The sequence below is a fragment of the Streptomyces sp. NPDC058685 genome (assembly GCF_042714725.1).
Lineage (GTDB): Bacteria > Actinomycetota > Actinomycetes > Streptomycetales > Streptomycetaceae > Streptomyces.
Genome location: NZ_JBHXSL010000004.1, coordinates 203,135 through 221,744, shown reverse-complemented (window position 1 = coordinate 221,744; position 18,610 = coordinate 203,135). Strand labels below are relative to the sequence as shown.

The 18,610-nt window shown below is 71.0% G+C and carries 20 protein-coding genes; 6 read left to right on the top strand and 14 right to left on the bottom strand.

What is annotated here, in order from left to right; translation table 11 throughout:
- Positions 1-91 precede the first annotated feature (91 nt).
- Positions 92-472 (top strand): hypothetical protein, encoded by a 381-nt coding sequence (locus ACFWU3_RS05590; protein WP_384431558.1) that lies wholly within the window; start codon positions 92-94, stop codon positions 470-472.
- Between the two features lie 309 nt (positions 473-781).
- On the opposite strand, the gene ACFWU3_RS05585 is transcribed toward ACFWU3_RS05590, so the two are convergent.
- The 3 genes from ACFWU3_RS05585 to ACFWU3_RS05575 all read right to left on the bottom strand — a co-directional run bounded on the left by ACFWU3_RS05585 (position 782) and on the right by ACFWU3_RS05575 (position 2,390).
- Complete coding sequence (locus ACFWU3_RS05585; protein WP_384431555.1) at positions 782-1,222, bottom strand: SRPBCC family protein; 441 nt, start codon at positions 1,220-1,222, stop codon at positions 782-784.
- A 108-nt stretch (positions 1,223-1,330) separates the two neighbouring features.
- Positions 1,331-1,972, bottom strand: a complete 642-nt coding sequence (locus ACFWU3_RS05580) for an SRPBCC family protein (RefSeq protein WP_384431552.1) — start codon at positions 1,970-1,972, stop codon at positions 1,331-1,333.
- Between the two features lie 34 nt (positions 1,973-2,006).
- On the bottom strand, positions 2,007-2,390 hold the full coding sequence (locus ACFWU3_RS05575; protein ID WP_384431549.1) for an ArsR/SmtB family transcription factor: 384 nt from the start codon (positions 2,388-2,390) through the stop codon (positions 2,007-2,009).
- 145 nt (positions 2,391-2,535) lie between these two features.
- Here ACFWU3_RS05575 and ACFWU3_RS05570 point away from each other — a divergent pair, with 145 nt between their 5' ends.
- Entirely contained in the window at positions 2,536-3,111 is a 576-nt protein-coding gene (locus ACFWU3_RS05570; RefSeq protein ID WP_327681936.1) for a TerD family protein, read from the top strand.
- A gap of 273 nt (positions 3,112-3,384) precedes the next feature.
- Here ACFWU3_RS05570 and ACFWU3_RS05565 read toward each other — a convergent pair whose 3' ends face one another.
- Complete coding sequence (locus ACFWU3_RS05565) at positions 3,385-4,104, bottom strand: TetR/AcrR family transcriptional regulator (protein WP_384431545.1); 720 nt, start codon at positions 4,102-4,104, stop codon at positions 3,385-3,387.
- A 158-nt stretch (positions 4,105-4,262) separates the two neighbouring features.
- Between ACFWU3_RS05565 and ACFWU3_RS05560 the strand changes: the two genes are divergently transcribed.
- Positions 4,263-4,961: a 4'-phosphopantetheinyl transferase family protein gene (locus ACFWU3_RS05560; RefSeq protein ID WP_384431543.1), complete on the top strand. Its 699-nt coding sequence runs from the start codon at positions 4,263-4,265 to the stop codon at positions 4,959-4,961.
- Between the two features lie 31 nt (positions 4,962-4,992).
- On the opposite strand, the gene ACFWU3_RS05555 is transcribed toward ACFWU3_RS05560, so the two are convergent.
- Positions 4,993-5,373 (bottom strand): nuclear transport factor 2 family protein, encoded by a 381-nt coding sequence (locus tag ACFWU3_RS05555; RefSeq protein WP_384431541.1) that lies wholly within the window; start codon positions 5,371-5,373, stop codon positions 4,993-4,995.
- Between the two features lie 154 nt (positions 5,374-5,527).
- On the opposite strand from ACFWU3_RS05555, the gene ACFWU3_RS05550 reads away from it, so the two are divergent.
- Both ACFWU3_RS05550 and ACFWU3_RS05545 read left to right on the top strand, forming a co-directional pair.
- Positions 5,528-7,354 (top strand): S9 family peptidase, encoded by a 1,827-nt coding sequence (locus tag ACFWU3_RS05550; protein ID WP_384431538.1) that lies wholly within the window; start codon positions 5,528-5,530, stop codon positions 7,352-7,354.
- A 27-nt stretch (positions 7,355-7,381) separates the two neighbouring features.
- Positions 7,382-8,137 (top strand): SURF1 family protein, encoded by a 756-nt coding sequence (locus ACFWU3_RS05545; RefSeq protein WP_384431535.1) that lies wholly within the window; start codon positions 7,382-7,384, stop codon positions 8,135-8,137.
- A gap of 565 nt (positions 8,138-8,702) precedes the next feature.
- Here the strand turns inward: ACFWU3_RS05545 and ACFWU3_RS05540 are convergent.
- The 7 genes from ACFWU3_RS05540 to ACFWU3_RS05510 all read right to left on the bottom strand — a co-directional run bounded on the left by ACFWU3_RS05540 (position 8,703) and on the right by ACFWU3_RS05510 (position 15,031).
- Entirely contained in the window at positions 8,703-9,737 is a 1,035-nt protein-coding gene (locus ACFWU3_RS05540) for a hypothetical protein (RefSeq protein WP_384431533.1), read from the bottom strand.
- A 71-nt stretch (positions 9,738-9,808) separates the two neighbouring features.
- Positions 9,809-10,471: a SigE family RNA polymerase sigma factor gene (locus tag ACFWU3_RS05535; RefSeq protein ID WP_384431530.1), complete on the bottom strand. Its 663-nt coding sequence runs from the start codon at positions 10,469-10,471 to the stop codon at positions 9,809-9,811.
- 253 nt (positions 10,472-10,724) lie between these two features.
- Positions 10,725-11,825 (bottom strand): aspartate-semialdehyde dehydrogenase, encoded by a 1,101-nt coding sequence (locus tag ACFWU3_RS05530; RefSeq protein ID WP_384431527.1) that lies wholly within the window; start codon positions 11,823-11,825, stop codon positions 10,725-10,727.
- Positions 11,822-13,093 carry an aspartate kinase gene (locus ACFWU3_RS05525; RefSeq protein WP_313945051.1) on the bottom strand — a complete coding sequence of 424 codons (1,272 nt, stop codon included), beginning with the start codon at positions 13,091-13,093 and terminating at the stop codon, positions 11,822-11,824. Before ACFWU3_RS05525 ends, ACFWU3_RS05530 begins: the two co-directional genes overlap by 4 nt.
- A 296-nt stretch (positions 13,094-13,389) precedes the next feature.
- Positions 13,390-14,049 carry a DUF5063 domain-containing protein gene (locus ACFWU3_RS05520; RefSeq protein WP_313945052.1) on the bottom strand — a complete coding sequence of 220 codons (660 nt, stop codon included), beginning with the start codon at positions 14,047-14,049 and terminating at the stop codon, positions 13,390-13,392.
- Positions 14,042-14,641 (bottom strand): recombination mediator RecR, encoded by a 600-nt coding sequence (recR, locus tag ACFWU3_RS05515; protein WP_352210275.1) that lies wholly within the window; start codon positions 14,639-14,641, stop codon positions 14,042-14,044. Before recR ends, ACFWU3_RS05520 begins: the two co-directional genes overlap by 8 nt.
- 54 nt (positions 14,642-14,695) lie before the next feature.
- A complete protein-coding gene (locus tag ACFWU3_RS05510) occupies positions 14,696-15,031 on the bottom strand; it encodes a YbaB/EbfC family nucleoid-associated protein (protein ID WP_384431714.1) in 336 nt (111 codons plus the stop codon).
- A 287-nt stretch (positions 15,032-15,318) separates the two neighbouring features.
- On the opposite strand from ACFWU3_RS05510, the gene ACFWU3_RS05505 reads away from it, so the two are divergent.
- Complete coding sequence (locus ACFWU3_RS05505; protein ID WP_384431522.1) at positions 15,319-16,059, top strand: SLATT domain-containing protein; 741 nt, start codon at positions 15,319-15,321, stop codon at positions 16,057-16,059.
- Between the two features lie 854 nt (positions 16,060-16,913).
- Here the strand turns inward: ACFWU3_RS05505 and ACFWU3_RS05500 are convergent.
- Both ACFWU3_RS05500 and ACFWU3_RS05495 read right to left on the bottom strand, forming a co-directional pair.
- Positions 16,914-17,843 carry a class I SAM-dependent methyltransferase gene (locus tag ACFWU3_RS05500; protein ID WP_384431519.1) on the bottom strand — a complete coding sequence of 310 codons (930 nt, stop codon included), beginning with the start codon at positions 17,841-17,843 and terminating at the stop codon, positions 16,914-16,916.
- Between the two features lie 113 nt (positions 17,844-17,956).
- Positions 17,957-18,607 (bottom strand): hypothetical protein, encoded by a 651-nt coding sequence (locus ACFWU3_RS05495; protein WP_313945056.1) that lies wholly within the window; start codon positions 18,605-18,607, stop codon positions 17,957-17,959.
- Positions 18,608-18,610: the final 3 nt, after the last annotated feature.

Below are 18,610 nucleotides of genomic sequence, written 5' to 3'. Positions count from 1 at the left end.
GTCGGCCCCGCACCGTACGACTGGGTGCGGGGCCGAAGCGGTCCGGCCGCCAACTGGTGACGAACACGGGTCCCCAGCGCATCATCACTGCATGACCGAAGCCCTGCCCCGCACCATTCGGGCAGTCGACACCGACCGTCTCCTGCGCCTGGAGGAGGAAGCTTCCCGACTGGGCTTCAGCCAATGCTTGCCTCTCGACTGGCTACGCGAGCACGTGGCGGGCACCGCCAGGCACTACCTCTTCCCCGGGCTCGTGCACGACCTGACCCACCGACCCGACGTGTCCCCGCAGTGGCGGTGTGAACTGCTGCTGAGGGTACGGACCGGGGAGCAGGTCCTGAGCCTGCTGGACGTGCTGCCGGCCGCCTTTCAGCGACTCCCCGAGACCCTCGATCCATCGACGAAGACGGCTGTCGTCCAACGCATGCGACAGGCCATCAGCGTGCGCGAATGGATCGAGCGAGCCTTCTGAGCGAGACAGCACAAGCCCGCGACGGGCGACCCCTCCACGACCGTCGCACCCTCGCCGGCGAGTTCCTCTGGGCAGAAGGCGACTACGAACCACACACTCGGACGCTGCGCGGCGCCTACCCACTCACGTGGGAGCCCTACTCGCAACAGGAGGGTGTCCGAGGAGAGTTCCGGTACCTGGCCGTCCCGGTCGAACCGGTTTCACCGAGCCCGAAGCAGAACACCGCTCAGGGTCAACAGGAGCGTCTGCCATGAGACGCGTGCAGGCAGGCTGTCCGGCCCGAGCGCAGACCGTGTCGTCCACCTCGCCTCACCCACGTGGCCCGTCGATCTCGCAGCGCGCCTTCAAACTGCGCAGCTCCGTCTCCATGTAGCGGCGCGTCAGCGATGCCGTGAACAGGCCGACCGGTCCGGCCAGAGGGCCTCGCTGGTCGAGGGCGAGCGTCACCTCGACGGGAGCGCCGTCAGCGGCAGGGACGCTCAAGGCGTGGCCGGCCTTGGTGGTGACGCCGGGGGCGTGGGCCACCCAGGTGAACGACGTGTTCCGGTGCAGCTGGGTGACCTCCCAGACCGCGACCCGCAGCTGGGGCTGTTTGATGCGGACCTTGCTGCCGACCGCGAACTCGCCCTGGTCCAGGCGGTGCAGCGTGGTCACTGTCGGCGTCCACTCCGGCCAGCGTTCGACGTCCGTCAGCACCGACCAGATCCGGTCGGGGGCGGCGTTGATCGGTAGTGACGTCGAGTACTTCACGGCCGAGCCATACCCAGGACGGACCGCGGGCACGCCGACACGCCGATGCGTGTCAGGTGTACGCCAACGGTTCCGCCGCCTCAGGTGTACGCCGACGGTTCCGCCGCCTCAGGCGCTCGCCGGCGGCTCCGGCGCGTAGGCCTCCGTCGTGGCACTGACAGCCGCGGCCACCTCGTCGGCGGGTGCTCCCGACTCTCGATACGCCACGCCCCAGGCCTCGCTGCTGCGGGTCATGAACGCACGGGCCTCGTCCGAGGCCTGCCAGGCCGACAGGTCGTCGATCGTGTTGCCCTCCAGATGGAGGCCGAGACCCAGCAGCCCCAGGTCCCAGCCGACGCCGACCGCTCCCGGGCCGAAGCGGTCCCACATCTCCGGCGGCACGACGGCCACATGCTCCAGCTCGAACACGGTCCGCTCGTCGGCCTCGGGCGTCAGCCGCACCTGCACCTCGCTGAAGCCGGGGTTCTCGCCGAACAGCCAGCTCACCTTGAGCAGTTCCGGCGGCTCGCAGCGCAGGACCTCGCCGCCGGCGTTGCCCTCCAGCTGGTAATGGCCGCCCAGCCGGAGGTCGCCGCTGACCGGCAGGAACCAGCGGCTGATCCGCTCCGGGTCGGTGCAGGCGTCCCACACGTCCTCGACGGCGGCGTCGTACGTGCGCCGCAGCACGACCGTGCGCGCCTCCCCCGACGGCACGGCCCTGGAGCCGACCTCACGGTGGATGTCGTTGATCCGGTCGACGATATCGCTCATCACTGCTCCTGACTGGGGGTGTGGTGCGCGTCGGTCATTCGGTGCTTCTCTGTCCGGCGGGCGGGTGGGCCGCTTCTCGCGCGGTTCCACCTACGCGACGCTCGCGCCTGCCGCGCGCCAGCTCGGTGCCGAGCGCGTCCAGTCGCTGTTCCCAGAAGCCTCGGAACCGGTCCAGCCACGCGTCCACCTCGCGCAGCGGGCCGGCGTCGACGGCGTAGAGCCGGCGGGCGCCCTCGGCCCGTACGGACGCGAAGCCCGCTTCCCTCAGCACCCGCAGATGCTGCGAGACGGCGGGCTGCGAGATCCCGAACTCCTTCTGGATCACCGCGCCGACCCTTCCCGACGGCTGCTCCCCCTCGGCGAGGAGCTCCAGGATCCGTCGCCGTACCGGGTCCCCCAGAACATCGAATGCGTGCACGTCATCCACTCTGCAGCCATCGCTTATATAAGTCAAAGCTTATGCGAAGTTTGGGGAACCGACACCCCTGGTCGCTCGTTGCCCTCGTGGGCAAAGGAATCGTCAAGAGAGGCGCGGCCCGCGCCGGATTGCGCAGGGGATTTCCATGGGTGTCAGCCTGTCCAAGGGCGGCAATGTCTCGCTCAGCAAGGAGGCCCCGGGCCTGTCTGCGGTAGTCGTGGGCCTCGGCTGGGACGTACGCAGCACGACCGGCACGGACTTCGACCTGGACGCCAGCGCGCTGCTGGTGGACGCCAACGGCAAGGTGCTCACCGACTCGCACTTCGTCTTCTTCAACAACCTGAAGAGCCCGGACGGCTCCGTGGAGCACACCGGTGACAACCTCACCGGTGAGGGCGAGGGCGACGACGAGCAGATCAAGGTGAACCTGGCGGGCGTGCCCGCCGAGGTCGACAAGATCGTGTTCCCGGTCTCGATCCACGAGGGCGAGAGCCGCCAGCAGTCCTTCGGCCAGGTGCGTAACGCGTTCATCCGCGTCATCAACCAGGCCGGCGGCGCCGAGCTCGCGCGCTACGACCTGAGCGAGGACGCCTCGACGGAGACCGCGATGGTCTTCGGCGAGCTGTACCGCAACGCCGCGGAGTGGAAGTTCCGCGCGGTCGGCCAGGGCTACGCCTCCGGCCTGCGCGGCATCGCGCAGGACTTCGGCGTCAACATCTGAGCCTGAGCCGAACAGCGCCGCGGGTATCCGCGGCTACCGCACGAGCCGAGGGCCCGATCCCCACGTGGGGGTCGGGCCCTCGTCGTACCTCCCGGGACTTCCGTCGTCCGACCGAGAGCCTCGCCGTACGCCGAGGGCCCTCCGCGTACGTCACCGGCCCCGGCGTACGTCGGCGGCGAGCCCTCTGCGTACGTCACCGGCTCCGGCGTAGGTCACTGGCTCCGGTGTACGTCCCGCCGCTCTCGCTGTTCGCCCCGGCACTCGCGGCGTACGTCAGAGCGCTCCGGGGCTCTCCACGGCATACGCTCCCGCGCGTGCGGCCGCCTCCGCCGCTGCCGCGGCCCGGTCCGCCGTCGCTTCGTCGAGCGGGTCGCCGCTGGCGAGCAGGCGGTAATAGAGCGGGGCGGACACGGCGCGGATCACTTCCCGCGCGTCGGTGCCCGCCGGGAGTTCACCACGCGCCACCGCCGCGTCGACGCACGGCGCCCACTCCTCGATACGGGTCGCGTAGAAGCGGTTCAGGGCCTGCGATGTGCGCTCGTCGCAGGTGGCGGCGGCGATCACCGCCTTGAACAGGGCACCCTGACGGGGATCGGTGAGCGTTTCGACGACGAGGCGGGCGTTGGCGCGGAGGTCGCCGGAGAGACGCCCCGTGTCCGCACGGGCCACGGACTGCTCGGCCATGTCCTCCAGCAGATCGGCGACCAGCCCGGTGACCGTGGACCAGCGGCGGTAGACGGTCGTCTTGCCGACGTTCGCCCGCCGGGCCACATCGGCGAGGTCGAGGCCGTGGAACCCGTGCTCGACGAGGGCGTCGCCGGCGGCCTCCAGAACTGCGGCCCGGACGCGGGCGGTGCGGCCACCCGGACGAACGGTCCCCGGGGTCCCGGCCACCTCCGCGAAGAGGGTGCCGGCACCATCCGACGGCGCGCTCTCGGTCGTCGTGTCAGCCGCTTTCGCAGCAGGCTTCGTGGTCGTCTTGTCGTTCGTCATCCCGGCCCTCCTTCGTCCGACGGGCCGCCTCGATGAGCTGCGGCAATCGATCGCGGCCAAGAGCCGCCCCATCCCTCACTCCATCCTAACGGCACCATAGGACCGTTAGTTCGATGCGATCGTTTGGCTACGCTTACTGGCCTGAGGAAGGGGACTTCATGTCGACGGGGATACCGACCGACCGCGAACCGGTGGCACCGCCCCCGGGTGTGGAGCTGCTGTGGTCCGGCCGGGTCACCGACCACGCCGAGGACGCGCTCGCCCATCGCCACCTTCTCGACGCCGAGGAATCCGCGCGGCTCGACGGCTTCTTCCGGACGGCGGACCGGAACGCCTACGCCGTCGCCCATGTGGCCCTGCGCCGGCTCCTCGGTGAGCGGCTCGGGCTCGCGCCGGAAGCGGTCACGATGGACCGCGAACCGTGCGCCCACTGCGGCGGCCCCCACGGACGGCCCGTCGTCCCCGGCGGCGAGGTGCACTTCTCGCTCTCGCACACCAGCGGCATGGTGCTGCTCGCCCTCGCGTCCGCGCCGGTCGGGGTCGACGTCGAGATCGTCCCGAACGACGGCACGATCACCGATGTCGCGACGCAACTGCACCCGCGGGAGCGTACGGAGCTGGCCGCTCTTCCCGCCGGTGAACGGGCCTTCGGCTTCACGCGCTGCTGGACCCGCAAGGAAGCCGTGCTGAAGGCGGCCGGAGTCGGCCTCACCGAGGACGTGTCGGTCACTTACGTGGGGGCCGGGCCCCGGCCCGCCGAGCTGACCGACTGGCTGCTCACGGACCTGCCGGTGGACGCCGGCTATGCGGCGGCGGTCGCGGTGCGCGCCGGCGGGCCGGACGCCCGACTGCCGTGAGCCACCGGCCTGGTGACGCATGGGAGCCGGTTCAGTAGCGCTCGACCAGGTGCTCCCGGCCCGGCGGGGGCTCGTACGCCTCCGGCCAGAAGTCGGTGACCGTCGTGATCCTGCCGTCGTCGTCACCCGTGAAGAACGTGACCGCGGACATCTCCTCCGGGCCCACCACGGCGTGCACCCAGGTCGCCACGTGGTTGCTCCCGGCGTCGGCGACCAGGCGGTGGACGCTGATGTGCCAGGTGTCCGGGTACTCGCGGTTGAACCGGACGTACGCGTCCCTGCCGCGTATCCGCTCACGGGTCTGCGGCAGCTCGTACACGACGTCGTCGCTGAGGGTGGTCGCGAACGTCGACCAGTCCCGGGCCTCCGCGGCCGACCAGTAGGTCTCGACTGTCCTGCGCAGTTCGGTCATACGGCGAGTGTGCACCGGGGCACTGACATCACCAGGGCACGGACGTTCGGCCCGACTCCCCGAACGGGTGGCCCTGGTGTCCACAAGCGCCGGGTTGTCCACAGGCTGCGGAGCACGCCGACGGTTTGTGGAGGGTCCGGCGCAGAATGGGGTCATGACTGAGATCACTGACTCGATGCCCGACTGGGAGAAGCGCTTCCGTGCGCCGCGCGTCTCCCTGCCCGACTGGGCCGAGGACGCACCCCACCACGCACTCTTCGTGTCGAACGCCACCGGGACGTACGAGCTGTACGCCTGGGACCGCTCGACCGGCGAGCAGCGGCAGGCGACCGACCGGCCGAACGGCACGACGGACGGAGTGCTGTCGCCCGACGGTGCGTCGCTCTGGTGGTTCTCGGACACCGACGGGGACGAGTTCGGCATATGGATGCGGCAGCCCTTCGCCGGCGGGGACGACGAGCCCGCGGCGCCGGGCCTCGCGCCCTCCTATCCGGCGGGGCTGGCGATCGGCCGCCACGGCGCTTCGGTGGTCGGCCGGTCGACCGACGAGGACGGCACGACGATCCATGTCGTCCGGGAGGGCGAGGAGCCGGTGGAGATCTACCGGCACCGGGAGTCGGCCGGGGTCGGGGACCTCTCCCACGACGGGACGCTCGTCGCGATCGAGCACACCGAGCACGGGGACGCGATGCATTCGGCGTTGCGCGTCGTACGCATCGACGGCAGTCCGGTCGCCGAGCTGGACGACACCGAGGGAGGCACGAAGGAGCTCGGTCTCGAAGTCCTCGGCTTCGCCCCGGTGGACGGGGACACCCGGCTGCTCGTGGGGCATCAGCGGCGAGGCCGCTGGGAGCCGATGGTCTGGGACGTGGCATCGGGCGAGGAGACCGATCTCGCGATCGACCTCCCGGGCGATGTGAACGCCGAGTGGTATCCGGACGGCTCCGGGCTGCTGGTCGCGCACAGCTTCGAGGCTCGGGGTGAGCTGTGGCGCTACGACCTCGCGACGCGTGAGCTGGTACGGATCGAGACGCCGGCGGGTTCGGTCTCCGGCGCGACGGCCCGCCCGGACGGCGAGGCGGAGTACCTGTGGTCGTCCGCCGCGCAGCCGCCGCAGGTGCGATCCACCGCCGGCGGAGTGGTGCTCGACCCTCCGGGCATGAAGGCGCCCGAGTCGGTGCCGGTGGAGGACGCGTGGGTGGAGGGACCCGGGGGCCGTGTCCACGCGCTGGTGCAGCGCCCCGTCGGCACCACGGGCCCGGTGCCGACCGTGTTCGAGATCCATGGTGGCCCGACCTGGCACGACAGCGACGCCTTCGCGGCCGGTCCCGCCGCATGGATCGACCACGGCTATGCGGTCGTGCGGGTCAACTACCGCGGGTCGACGGGATACGGGCGGGCGTGGACGGACGCGCTCAAGCACCGCGTCGGGCTGATCGAGCTGGAGGACATCGCCGCGGTCCGCGAATGGGCCGTGACCTCCGGGCTCGCCGACCCCGCGAAGCTGATCCTGGCGGGTGGCTCGTGGGGCGGATATCTCACCCTGCTCGGCCTCGGCATCCAGCCCGAGGCCTGGGCGGTCGGGCTGGCGGCCGTGCCGGTCGCGGACTATGTCACGGCCTACCACGACGAGATGGAGGCGCTGAAGGCGATGGACCGCACCCTCCTGGGCGGTACACCGGAGGAGGTGCCGGAGCGGTTCGAGGCGTCGTCCCCCCTGACGTACGTGGACGCGGTCCGGGCGCCGGTCTACATCTCGGCGGGCGTCAACGATCCGCGCTGCCCCATCCGTCAGGTGGAGAACTACGTGGACCGACTGGCGGCGCGCGGCGCGGTCCACGAGGTGTACCGGTACGACGCAGGACACGGATCGCTCGTGGTGGAGGAGCGGATCAAGCAGGTCGGCCTGGAGATCGCGTTCGCCGCCGCACACCTGGGAGACGCGACCACGCCTCTCGGAGAGGGGGTCGCGACGGAGTAAGCGCGACGGGTTCCGTACCGTGGAGGCGTGTACCGGTTCCTGCTGACTCCCCGCTGGTGGGGCATCAACGTCTTCGTCGTGCTGGCGATCCCCTTCTGCATCTTCATGGGGTCCTGGCAGCTCGGGAAGTTCGAGGACCGGGTCGACACCCATCAGGAGGCCGAACGCAGGCCCGCCCCCGGTGAACAGGTGGCAGCTCCGCTCGAGCAGTTGCTGCCCGTGGACCAGAAGACGTCGGGGCGGCCCGCCACCGCCACGGGGGTCTACGGCAGGCAGTTCCTGGTGCCGGACCGGGAGTTGGACGGCCGGAACGGCTCGTACGTGCTGACGCTGCTGAAGACCGACGGCGGCCGGACGCTGCCCGTGGTCCGGGGCTGGCTGGCCGGCGGCAAGCCGGCGCCCGCCGCCCCGGGCGGACAGGTCACGGTGACCGGTGCGCTCCAGGCGTCCGAGACGTCGGGGACGGATGGAGTGCACACGGCAGGCGGGCTGCCGAGCGGGCAGCTGGGGATGATCAGCGCGGCCTCACTGGTCAACCTCGTGCCGGACGATGTGTACGACGGCTGGGTCACCCTGACCACGGCGGACAGCGGCCTCGTGCCGGTGCCGGCGTCGGTGCCGGAGGGCAGCGGGCTGGACCTGAAGGCGTTCCAGAACCTGGGCTACACCGGGGAGTGGTTCGTGTTCGCGGCCTTCGTGCTGTTCATGTGGTTCCGGCTGCTGCGCCGCGAGGCGGAGGCGGCGAGGGACCGCGCACTGGGCCTGGAGCCCGAGCCGGTCTGAGCCGCACCGACCGGCACGCCCCACGCCGAGCCCGAGCCGGACCGGAGCGCCGAGGCGCGTCCCAACCGGTCCGAGCCGTACGGAGCACGAGCCGGCCCGAGCCGCACCGGTCCGACCCCACGCCGCGCGGTCGAGCCACGCCGAGCCCCAGCCCGGTCCGAAGGTGCCAAGCCGCGCCCAGCCCGGTCCGAGCGAGCGGTCCGAGCCGCACTGAGCCGCGCCACCCGACTGACCCGCCGAACCCCACCCCGCGCCACCAGACTGACCCGCCGAGCCGCAGCCCGTGCCGCGCACCCCGACAACCCGGTCGACACGCACCAAGCCCATCCCGAGCCGCGCCCCGGCAACCCGGTCGGCACGCGCCACGCCAGGACCGCGCCCCAGCTCGCCCGAGGCGTGCCCCGGCAACCCCGTCGGCACGGCGCGTCCGCCACCGCCGCGGACATGTCTGTGGGCCCGCTCCCCTGACCGGAACAGGCCCACAGAGTCCATAGACTGCCGCCGCGCCACGCGCCGCCCGTCGAGGCGCCGAGCGGCGGCCACAGCCACAAGCACAAGCACAGCCCTACGACGCGTTCAGCAGGCCCGTCCGGTAGATCGTGCCCGCGCACGCGTTCGGGACCGTCACGCCCGCGCCCGGGGCGCCCGCCTCCGGGACGTGGGTCACCTCGACGCTGCCGTCCGAGACACCGTCCTCCGCGAGGAGCTGCGTCTGGGCGTTCTCCGTGGACGCGCCCGTACCGGTGGTCGTCGCCCCGGAGCCGCCGTCCGTGGGCGTCGGCTCGGGTGAGCCGGGGGTGGGACAGGTCTCGCTCGGGACCCAGGCGAACTTCACCTCGTACGCGGCGGAGGGCGCGAGCAGCAGCTCGGGGGCCTCCTGCGAGGGGTCGGGCAGACCGCTCGCCGCGTCGCCCGCGGTGTGCGTCTGGACTGCGATCTTGTCGCGGTCTGCCGCACCCATGGCCTGGTAGCCGACGTTGCCCTGGCCCTTGATCATGCACTCGGTGGTGGAGACGTTCGCGACCCGGAAGGTGCCGTAGACCTTGCCCTCGGCGTCCGGGGCGCCCACGGTCGAGGTGCCGCCGAGCTGCGCGGGGTCGCAGACCGGGAGGTCGGAGGCGTTGACGCCCGGCGGAACCGCCGTGTCGCCCGTGCCGCCGTCCCCGGTGCCCGTGCCGGGCTGGGGCCCGACCGCGGGGCTGGAGCCCGGCGCGCTGGTCGGCGTGCCGTCCGGCCCGCCGGTGGGCTGGTCCGTGCCCCTCTCGCCCCCGGCATCACCCGTCTCGGCGCCGGTACCGCCCTGCGCCTGCTCGCCGTGCCCGGCGTTGACGGGGTTCGCGCTCTCATTGCTGCCCGAGCTCGCGACATGCACGAAGGTGGGGACCGCCGTGCCCATCAGCACTGCCGCGGCGGCCACACCGACGAGGGCCTGCCGCTTGCGCGCACGTCGGGCGGGGACCGCCTTGCGCAGATGGTCGAGGGCTCCCTCGGTGGGTTCGAGGTCCTGCACCGCGCCCTGCATCAGCCGGCGCAGGGCTTGTTCGTCGCCGCCCAGAGCCTCTCCGAGGCCGCCGAGCTCGTTTTCCGGCCCGTTGCTCACAATTCCGTTTCCAGTCCGGTCGTCAAACGGCCCGTCCGGCCCATGCCGCTCAAACCTGTTGCTGTGCCCGCTCATGCCGTCGCCTCCATGGCGACGCGCAGTGCGGCGATGCCGCGCGAGCCGTACGCCTTCACCGACCCGAGGGATATGCCCAGCGTCTCGGCGACCTGGGCTTCCGTCATGTCGGCGAAGTACCGCAACACGAGCACCTCGCGCTGGCGGCGCTGGAGTCCGCGCATCGCCTTGATCAGCGCGTCGCGCTCCAGCTGGTCGTACGCCCCTTCCTCGGCGCTCGCCATGTCCGGCATCGGCTTGGAGAGCAGTTTGAGTCCGAGGATGCGGCGGCGCAGCGCGGAGCGGGAGAGGTTGACGACCGTCTGCCGCAGATAGGCGAGGGTCTTCTCCGGCTCGCGCACACGGTTGCGCGCCGAGTGGACACGGATGAACGCCTCCTGCACGACGTCCTCGCAGGAGGCCGTGTCGTCCAGGAGCAGCGCGGCGAGACCCAGCAGCGACCGGTAGTGGGCGCGGTAGGTCTCGGTGAGGTGATCGACGGTCGTACCCGCAGCCATGGCCTCTTCAGCGCCCTCGCGCTGGGACGTGATGCGGCCGGCTCGTGGCGCAGGCATGGGGGCGATCACCGGCATGCCGCCGGACGGGCGGGGTCTGCGGAACGGGCGCACTGTTGCGCCGCGAACCGGGACCACCCCTGCGATGTCGAGTACCTCTGCCACGCCTGTTGGACACGCTTCCCCCCGTCAGGGTTGTACGCGTACGCCACCGCTTTTGACGGTGATCGGTTTGCCCTCATGCGTACTCGCTCTTCCCCAATGCCCCATATTGTCGCGGTACCGAACAGGGGCGACCGCAAAGACGCTTCCCGCCCTGCTGCCGGTTGCAGATGGCGGGAAGCGAATAGTCGAACATTCACACACCCCACGACAAGCGGTACAGACCATCGACTTGATCACAGGGCGTTCACAGATCCTACAAAGATCCGGAGCGGCCTCGCGCCGGATTACCCGGGGAGGCGGGGGAAGCGAGTTCGGCGGCCACGGCCTCGGCGATCTGCGCGGAGTTCAGCGCCGCTCCCTTGCGGAGGTTGTCGGCGCAGAGGAAGAGGTCCAGCGCACACGGGTCGTCCATCGCCCGGCGCACCCGGCCCACCCAGGTGGGGTCCGTCCCGACCACATCGGCCGGGGTGGGGAAGTCCGCCGCCTCGGGATCGTCGTAGAGCACGACCGCCGGTGAGGTGGCCAGGATGTCGTGCGCCCGCTCCACCGTCACCTCGCTCTCGAAGCGCGCGTGCACCGCGAGGGAGTGTGTGGTGACCACGGGCACGCGGACGAACGTCGCCGACACCCGCAGGGACGGCAGGCCGAGGATCTTGCGCGTCTCGGCCCGCAGCCCGAGCTCCTCGGACGACCAGCCGCCGTCCTCCACGGTCCCGGACCACGGCACGACGTTCAGCGCGAGGGGCGCAGCGAAGGGTCCGAGCTCGTCGCCGACGGCCCGGCGGACGTCGCCCGGTCCGGTGCCCAGCTCCGTACCGGCGACCAGCGACATTTGCGTACGCAGCGCGGCGACGGCGTCCCGGCCGGCGCCGCTGACGGCCTGGTAGGACGAGACGACCAGTTCGTCGAGCCCGAACTCGGCGTGCAGCGCGCCGATCGCCGGGATCATCGCCAGCGTGGTGTCGTGCGGGCTCGCCACGATGCCCCGCGGGCGCACCCGCAGGGCATGGGGGTTGATCTCGGGAACGACCAGCGGGACCTCGGCGTCCGCCCGGAAGGCGGCCGAACTGTCCACGACCACCGCGCCCTTGGCGGCGGCGATCGGCGCCCACTGTGCGGAGACGTCCGCGGGCACCAGGAAGAGCGCGACGTCGATGCCCTCCAGGGCCTCTTCGCTCAGCGCCACGACCTCGGTCTCCTCCCCGCGCACGGCCAGCTTGCGGCCGGCGGAGCGCGGGGAGGCGATCAGTCGTACGTCGCCCCAGACGTCCTCGTGCTGCGAGACGATCTGGAGCATCACCGCGCCGACGGCTCCGGTCGCTCCGACGACCGCGAGTGCCGGCTTGCGGATCATCGCCCGGTGCCCCCGTAGACGACCGCCTCGTCGGAGTCGGAGTCGAGGCCGAAGGCGGTGTGCACGGCGCGGACGGCTTCGTTCACGTCGTCGGCGCGCGTGACGACCGAGATGCGGATCTCGGAGGTCGAGATCAGCTCGATGTTCACGCCCGCGTCGGAGAGCGCCTCGAAGAAGGAGGCCGTGACACCGGGGTTGGTCTTCATCCCGGCGCCGACCAGCGAGATCTTGCCGATCTGGTCGTCGTAGCGCAGGGACTCGAAGCCGATCGCGCTCTTCGCCTTCTCCAGGGCGTCGATGGCCTTGGCACCATCGGTCTTGGGGAGGGTGAAGGAGATGTCGGTCAGGGCGGTGGTGGCCGCCGAGACGTTCTGCACGACCATGTCGATGTTGATCTCGGAGTTGGCGATCGTGCGGAAGATGGCCGCGGCCTCGCCCGGCTTGTCCGGCACTCCGACGACCGTGACCTTGGCCTCGGAGACGTCGTGGGCGACTCCGGAGATGATGGCGTGCTCCACCTGCTGGTCTCCCTGCGGCTCGTTGCTGACCCAGGTGCCGCGCAGTCCGGAGAAGGACGAGCGGACGTGGATCGGAATGTTGTATCGGCGTGCGTACTCGACGCAGCGGTGCAGCAGCACCTTGGAGCCCGAGGCGGCGAGCTCCAGCATGTCCTCGAAGGCGATCCAGTCGATCTTCCGGGCCTTCTTCACCACTCGCGGGTCGGCGGTGAAGACGCCGTCCACGTCGGTGTAGATCTCGCACACCTCGGCGTCCAGCGCCGCGGCGAGGGCCACGGCGGTGGTGTCCGAACCGCCACGGCCGAGGGTGGTGATGTCCTTCTTGTCCTGGGACACGCCCTGGAAGCCGGCGACGATGGCGATGTTGCCCTCGTCGAGCGCCGTACGGATCCGGCCCGGCGTCACATCGATGATGCGCGCTTTGTTGTGCACCGAGTCGGTAATGACGCCGGCCTGGCTGCCGGTGAACGACTGGGCCTCGTGGCCCAGGTTTTTGATCGCCATGGCCAGCAGGGCCATGGAGATCCGCTCTCCCGCGGTCAGCAGCATGTCGAATTCCCGTCCGGCAGGGATCGGGGATACCTGCTCGGCGAGATCGATCAGCTCGTCCGTCGTGTCGCCCATCGCGGATACCACGACGACCACCTGGTGGCCGTTCTTCTTGGCATCCACGATTCGCTTGGCGACGCGCTTGATGCCTTCGGCATCGGCAACGGAGGAACCTCCGTACTTCTGCACGACAAGGCCCACGTGCGCTCCTCGCTCGGTCTCTGCACCACAGCCATTACTGCGGTCGGCTCAGTTTAACGAGCGGCCGCACTCCGACCCGGGGCAATCACATCGTGAGATGTCCCGCTCACTGAGTGATCACCACGAGGGGGCTGCGGCCGCTCGGATCGACTCCTGCCCGACCGGACGCCGGGTACGCGGGATGTGGGGCGGCTCACACGGGCCGCCCCGCGCCCCCACGACCAGGTGCTCAGGGCTCAGGCGCTCGGACACCCGGGCGTGTCAGGTGCGCCGGGCGTGTCAGGTGCGCCCGCGCGTCAGGTGACGGTGCGCAGTCCCAGCGGGCCGGCGATCTCCTCGGCCATGACCTTGCCGGCCTCCTCGGCCAGCGCGTCGTCGGCGAGGTCCTCGTCCGTGTCCAGACCGTCCAGCTCGTCCAGCGGCTGGTCGAGACGGACGTGGGAGACCAGCGACTGGAGCGCGCGCAGGGTCGCCGACGCGGTCGGACCCCAGTTGGAGAAGTAGGAGAACTGCCACCACCACAGCGCCTCGCTGGTCCGCCCGGCGCGGTAGTGGGCGAGACCGTGGCGCAGATCGGTGACGACGTCCGCGAGGTTGTCGGAGATCCGGTACGCGACCGGGGCCTTGCGCGGCTCGTACGGGTCGAAGACCTCGGAGAAGACGTCCACCGGGTCGAGCAGCACGGCGAAACGCTCGCGCAGATCGTCCACGTCCAGGTCGGGTCCGGTGTCCGGCTCGTAGCGCTCGTCCGGGACGATGTCCTCGTGTGCGCCCAGCCGCCCGCCGGTCAGCAGGAGTTGGGAGACCTCCAGCAGCAGGAAGGGCACAGCGCTGTCGGGCTCGTCACCCTTGGCGACTTCCGTGGTGGCGACGATGAAGGACTCGATCGAGTCGGCGATCTGGACCGCGAAGGAGTCGGGGTCCTGGCTCGTTGCGTGCAGTGCGGCGTCAGACATCGAGAAGTCGTCTCCCCTCGAAGGCACGCCCCAGCGTGACCTCGTCGGCGTATTCCAAGTCTCCCCCCACGGGCAGACCACTGGCCAGCCGGGTGACCTTCAGGCCCATCGGCTTGATCATGCGCGCCAGATACGTGGCGGTGGCCTCGCCCTCCAGATTGGGGTCCGTGGCCAGGATCAGCTCGGTGATCGTGCCGTCCGCCAGGCGGGTCAGCAGCTCACGGATCCGCAGGTCGTCGGGGCCGACGCCCTCGATGGGGCTGATGGCCCCGCCGAGTACGTGGTAGCGGCCCCGGAACTCGCGGGTCCGCTCGATCGCGACGACGTCCTTCGGCTCCTCCACCACGCAGATGACCGACTGGTCACGGCGCGGGTCGCGGCAGATGTTGCACTGCTCCTGCTGTGCGACGTTGCCGCACACCGCACAGAAGCGGACCTTGTCCTTCACCTCGAGCAGTGCGTGCGCGAGGCGGCGGACGTCGGTCGGTTCCGCCTGAAGGATGTGGAAGGCGATCCGCTGCGCGCTCTTGGGACCGACGCCGGGCAGCCTGCCCAGTTCGTCGATGAGGTCCTGAACCACGCCTTCGTACAACGGACGCCTTCCTTCTTCTGTGGCTCTACGTACGGTAGTTGGTGTGCCCGGGCCTTAGAAGCCCAGTCCCGGCATGCCGCCGAGACCCTGTGTGAGCGGGCCGAGCTTCTGCTGCTGGAGCTGCTGCGCGTTCTCGTTGGCGGCCTGGACGGCGGCGACCACGAGGTCGGCCAGGGTCTCGGTGTCCTCGGGGTCGACGGCCTTGGGGTCGATCACCAGGCCCCGCAGATCGCCGGAGCCGGTGACGGTGGCCTTCACCAGCCCGCCGCCCGCCTGGCCCTCGACCTCGGTCTGCGCCAGCTCCTCCTGCGCCTGTGCGAGGTCCTGCTGCATCTTCTGGGCCTGCTGAAGGAGCTGCTGCATATTGGGCTGGCCACCACCGGGAATCACGGTCACTCCAGGCACTTCGACGACGGTTGTTCGGTAAGCCGAGCCTACGTGGTCACCGGGCGGCGCGCCGCACCCTGTCGTGACAACTCTTTCGAGTGACCAGGGCGTGGCACCCCTAGCTGATCAAGGACCTCGTAGGGGCGGAAATACCAGGATTTCCGGCACGCAGCCCACCATTCGGCGGTAGGAAGAGCATGCGCATCGGCGCATCACAGTGCACCGGGTGCACGTGCGCACCGCCCGTCACGCAGTGTCACGCCGCCATCACGTCGTAGAGGAGTGCCCCGGTGAGCCAGCCGGAGATGCAGCCCGGGGGGCCGGCCCGGGAGGAACGCGGCGAGGTACCGCGCGGTGACCTGACCGGCCGGGTCTTTCCGCTCGGCAACTGGGGAGAGCCCGCGGAACGGCTCGACGAGCTGTACCGCTGGGTGGAGACGGGCGCGCTGCGCACGGCGGAGTGGTACCTCCACGACCGGGTCCGCAAGCGGCTCGCGGGACGGCTGCTGCGGATCGGTACGGCGGCAGGGGCCATCGCCGGGGCGGTCCTCCCGCTCCTCGACCTCACGGGTGCGCTGCCCGGGGCGGCCGGGTGGGGCTATGTACTGCTGTTACTCGGCGCCGCGTGTCTGGGCTGCGACCGGTACTTCGGGGTGACCTCCGGCTGGATGCGCGATGTGGCGACCGCGCAGGCGGTGCAACGCAGGCTCCAGGCACTTCAGTTCGACTGGGCGTCGGAGTGTGTACGGGAGGTGCTCGGCCCCGCGGAGGGCACGGCCGGTGAGGCGGCGGACCGGTGCCTGGGGGTGCTGCGGCGGTTCTCCGAGGACGTGACGGAGCTGGTGCGGGGGGAGACGGCGGACTGGATGGTGGAGTTCCGGGGTGCGCCGGGGCCGCTGGTGCAGTCGGTGGGGGTGCCGGGGGGCGGCGGGGTCGGAGCGGGGCGGGAGGCGGGTGGGGGGCGGATGCCGTTGCCGCCGGGGACGCGGCCGAACATGCCGCGGCAGCGGCCGCCGGAGTCGCCGCGCTGACGCCTGGGGTTTGGCCCCAGGGCCCCTGGCTGCTGGGCGCCGGCCCCTGTGTGCAGCTGTACCGCCTGCGGCGGTGTCCTCAATCGCCGGACGGGCTGAATGTGCAATGTGCCCCCCTTGCGGGGCTCCGCCCCGGACCCGGCGCCTCAATCGCCGGCGAGGCTGGAAATGCACCCCCATGCCCCGATCGACCGCCCAGGGGGCACGAAGTGCAGCCCCCATCCCGGGCTCGGGCCCTCGACCCGAACCCGCGCCTCAAACGCCGGCGGGGCTTGAAGTGCAGCCCCATGCCCCGATCGACCGCCCAGGGGGCACGAAGTGCAGCCCCCATCCCGAGCTCGGGCCCTCGACCCGAACCCGCGCCTCAAACACCGGCGAGGCTGGAAGTGCACCCCCATGCCCCGATCGACCGCCCAGGGGGCACGAAGTGCAGCCCCCATCCCAGGCTCGACCGGTTGACCGGAGCCCACGCCTCAAACACCGGCGGGGCTTGAAGTGCAGCCCCATGCCCCGATCGACCGCTCAGGGGCACGAAGTGCGGCCCCCATCCCAGGCTCGACCGGTTGACCGGACCCGCGCCTCAATCGCCGGCGGGGCTTGAAATGCGGGCCCATGCCCAGCCTCGGTGCGAGGTGCCTGCCCCGCGGCCTGATGTGCGGGGCGCCCAAGCCCGTCCGGCGATTGAGGACATGGCCGCAGGCCGTGCAGGCAAAGACGTGGCCGCACAATCAAGCCCGTCCGGCGATTGAGGACACGGCCGCAGGCCGTGCCGGCAGCGAGCAGACCGCACACGCACCCCGCCCGGTGCCGACCGCACGCACACCCCCGCCCCGCACCGACCGCACCCCGCGAGCCTACGGACGACGTGACGTCAGCGCCCTCGTCACCACCGGTGGCAGCAGGTCCTTCGCCAGGCGGCGGGTGCGTGAAGGGCGGGGGCGTGTCGGGAGTGGTGGGGGCGTCACCGGGGTCGGCGGCGGGGGCGGGAGCGGTTCGTGGCGGGACTTCGGGTGCGCCGGGGGCTTCGCCTTGTTGCCCTTGATGCGGATCAGCGGGCGGCCCGCCACCTCCTCCACCCCGTGCCACAGATCCGTCCGGTCCGCCAGGAAGTCCAGGAGCGCTGCCGTCAGCGGTGCGGGGTCGCCCCAGGTGCCGTACAGCTTCGTTCCGGTGATCACGACCGGCTTCAGGCCCGAGGTCGCCACCGCGCCCCACACCGCCGCCGAGACCCCCGGGCAGTGCTCCGCCCGGAAGTCGTCGAAGGACACGATGCCCTCGGGTTGCAGCAGTTCCTTCGCCGCCGCGATGTCCCCGTGGACGTGCTCGTACAGGTGCGACGCGTCGACGTGGACGAAGCGGCAGCTGCCGGGGCGTACCTTCGAGGTGATCACCGAGGTCGGCGCCTGCACCATGCGCGGCAACTCGTCGTGGAAGGACAGGTAGTTCGCCTCGAAGGCGCGCCGGGTGAGGGTCGCGTACGACCGGTTCATCTCCGCGCCGTTGGGGTCGTCCGGCGCCGGTGAGTCCCACAGGTCGCAGACCGTGTACTCCTCACCGTCGCGCAGATAACCCGCGGTGAAGATCGCGCTCTTGCCGAGGTACGCGCCGAGCTCCAGCAGATCCCCCCGGCCATCGGGGTCCGTGTCGCGCTGATGGCCGAGGAACCAGTCGAAGAGCAGCTGGTCCACCGGCCAGAACCAGCCCTTGACGTCCGCGAAACTCGTCGGCCGGGGGAGAGCTTCGTCCGCGTTCTCCCCCGTCACCGGGGTGCTCGTCTGTGACATGCACCGGTCCTACCGGCCGGAGGTGTCGCGCAGCTTACGGCTGCCCGTTCCCTGCATGTGCTGCGGATGTGCGTCGGTGGATATGGCCCGTCCGACGATCCCGGCCGGGGCTCTCAGCTGAAAATGATCATCGAGCCCTGCCCCAGGCTCCGCGTCGCCGCCGCGTGCAGACCCAGCCACACGTGCCGCTCCCGGGCGAAGGGGCTCTCGTCGTACGGAATGGGGCCCGCCGGCTCCTCCAGGGACGTCGGGCGGTCCGGTGGCTGCGGCGCGGCCGGCGGGTTCGCCGCGTCGATGCCGATCGCGGGCGCGACGAATTCCAGTTCCCTCAGCAGCCCCTGGGTGGAGCCGAGAGGGCCGCCGCCCGCGAGCAGTTCCTCGTTGAACAGCGGGGACGCGAAGTCCACCGGGACGTACGCCCCGGCGTGGTCGTAGTGCCACACCAGGTGCGACTGCTGGGCCGTCGACTCGAACATCTCCAGCAACTGCTCGTAGTCACCTCCCAGTTCGTCGACCGGGGTGACGGCGAGTCCGCACAGCTGGAGCAGGTAGGCACGCCGCAGGAAGTGCAGCGCGTCGTAGTCGAAGCCGGCGACCGGGGCGACATCGCCCGACAGGCCCGGCATGTAGGCGAAGACGGGCACTGTCGGCAGACCGGAGTCGGTCAGCGCCTTGTCGTACGACGCGATCTCTTCGGCGAAGGGGTTGTCGGGGCTGTGGCACAGCACATCGACGAGGGGGACCAGCCACAGGTCACAGGCCAAGGG

What these genes read in the sequence shown, in the direction of transcription:
- ACFWU3_RS05565 (WP_384431545.1), bottom strand. Translation starts at nt 4,104, where the DNA reads ATGACGAACGACAAGACGACCACGAAGCCTGCTGCGAAAGCGGCTGAC.
- ACFWU3_RS05560 (WP_384431543.1), top strand. Translation starts at nt 4,263, where the DNA reads ATGTCGACGGGGATACCGACCGACCGCGAACCGGTGGCACCGCCCCCG.
- ACFWU3_RS05555 (WP_384431541.1), bottom strand. Translation starts at nt 5,373, where the DNA reads ATGACCGAACTGCGCAGGACAGTCGAGACCTACTGGTCGGCCGCGGAG.
- ACFWU3_RS05500 (WP_384431519.1), bottom strand. Translation starts at nt 17,843, where the DNA reads ATGTCACAGACGAGCACCCCGGTGACGGGGGAGAACGCGGACGAAGCT.
- ACFWU3_RS05570 (WP_327681936.1), top strand. Translation starts at nt 2,536, where the DNA reads ATGGGTGTCAGCCTGTCCAAGGGCGGCAATGTCTCGCTCAGCAAGGAG.
- ACFWU3_RS05590 (WP_384431558.1), top strand. Translation starts at nt 92, where the DNA reads ATGACCGAAGCCCTGCCCCGCACCATTCGGGCAGTCGACACCGACCGT.
- ACFWU3_RS05520 (WP_313945052.1), bottom strand. Translation starts at nt 14,049, where the DNA reads ATGTCTGACGCCGCACTGCACGCAACGAGCCAGGACCCCGACTCCTTC.
- ACFWU3_RS05530 (WP_384431527.1), bottom strand. Translation starts at nt 11,825, where the DNA reads ATGATCCGCAAGCCGGCACTCGCGGTCGTCGGAGCGACCGGAGCCGTC.
- ACFWU3_RS05580 (WP_384431552.1), bottom strand. Translation starts at nt 1,972, where the DNA reads ATGAGCGATATCGTCGACCGGATCAACGACATCCACCGTGAGGTCGGC.
- ACFWU3_RS05550 (WP_384431538.1), top strand. Translation starts at nt 5,528, where the DNA reads ATGACTGAGATCACTGACTCGATGCCCGACTGGGAGAAGCGCTTCCGT.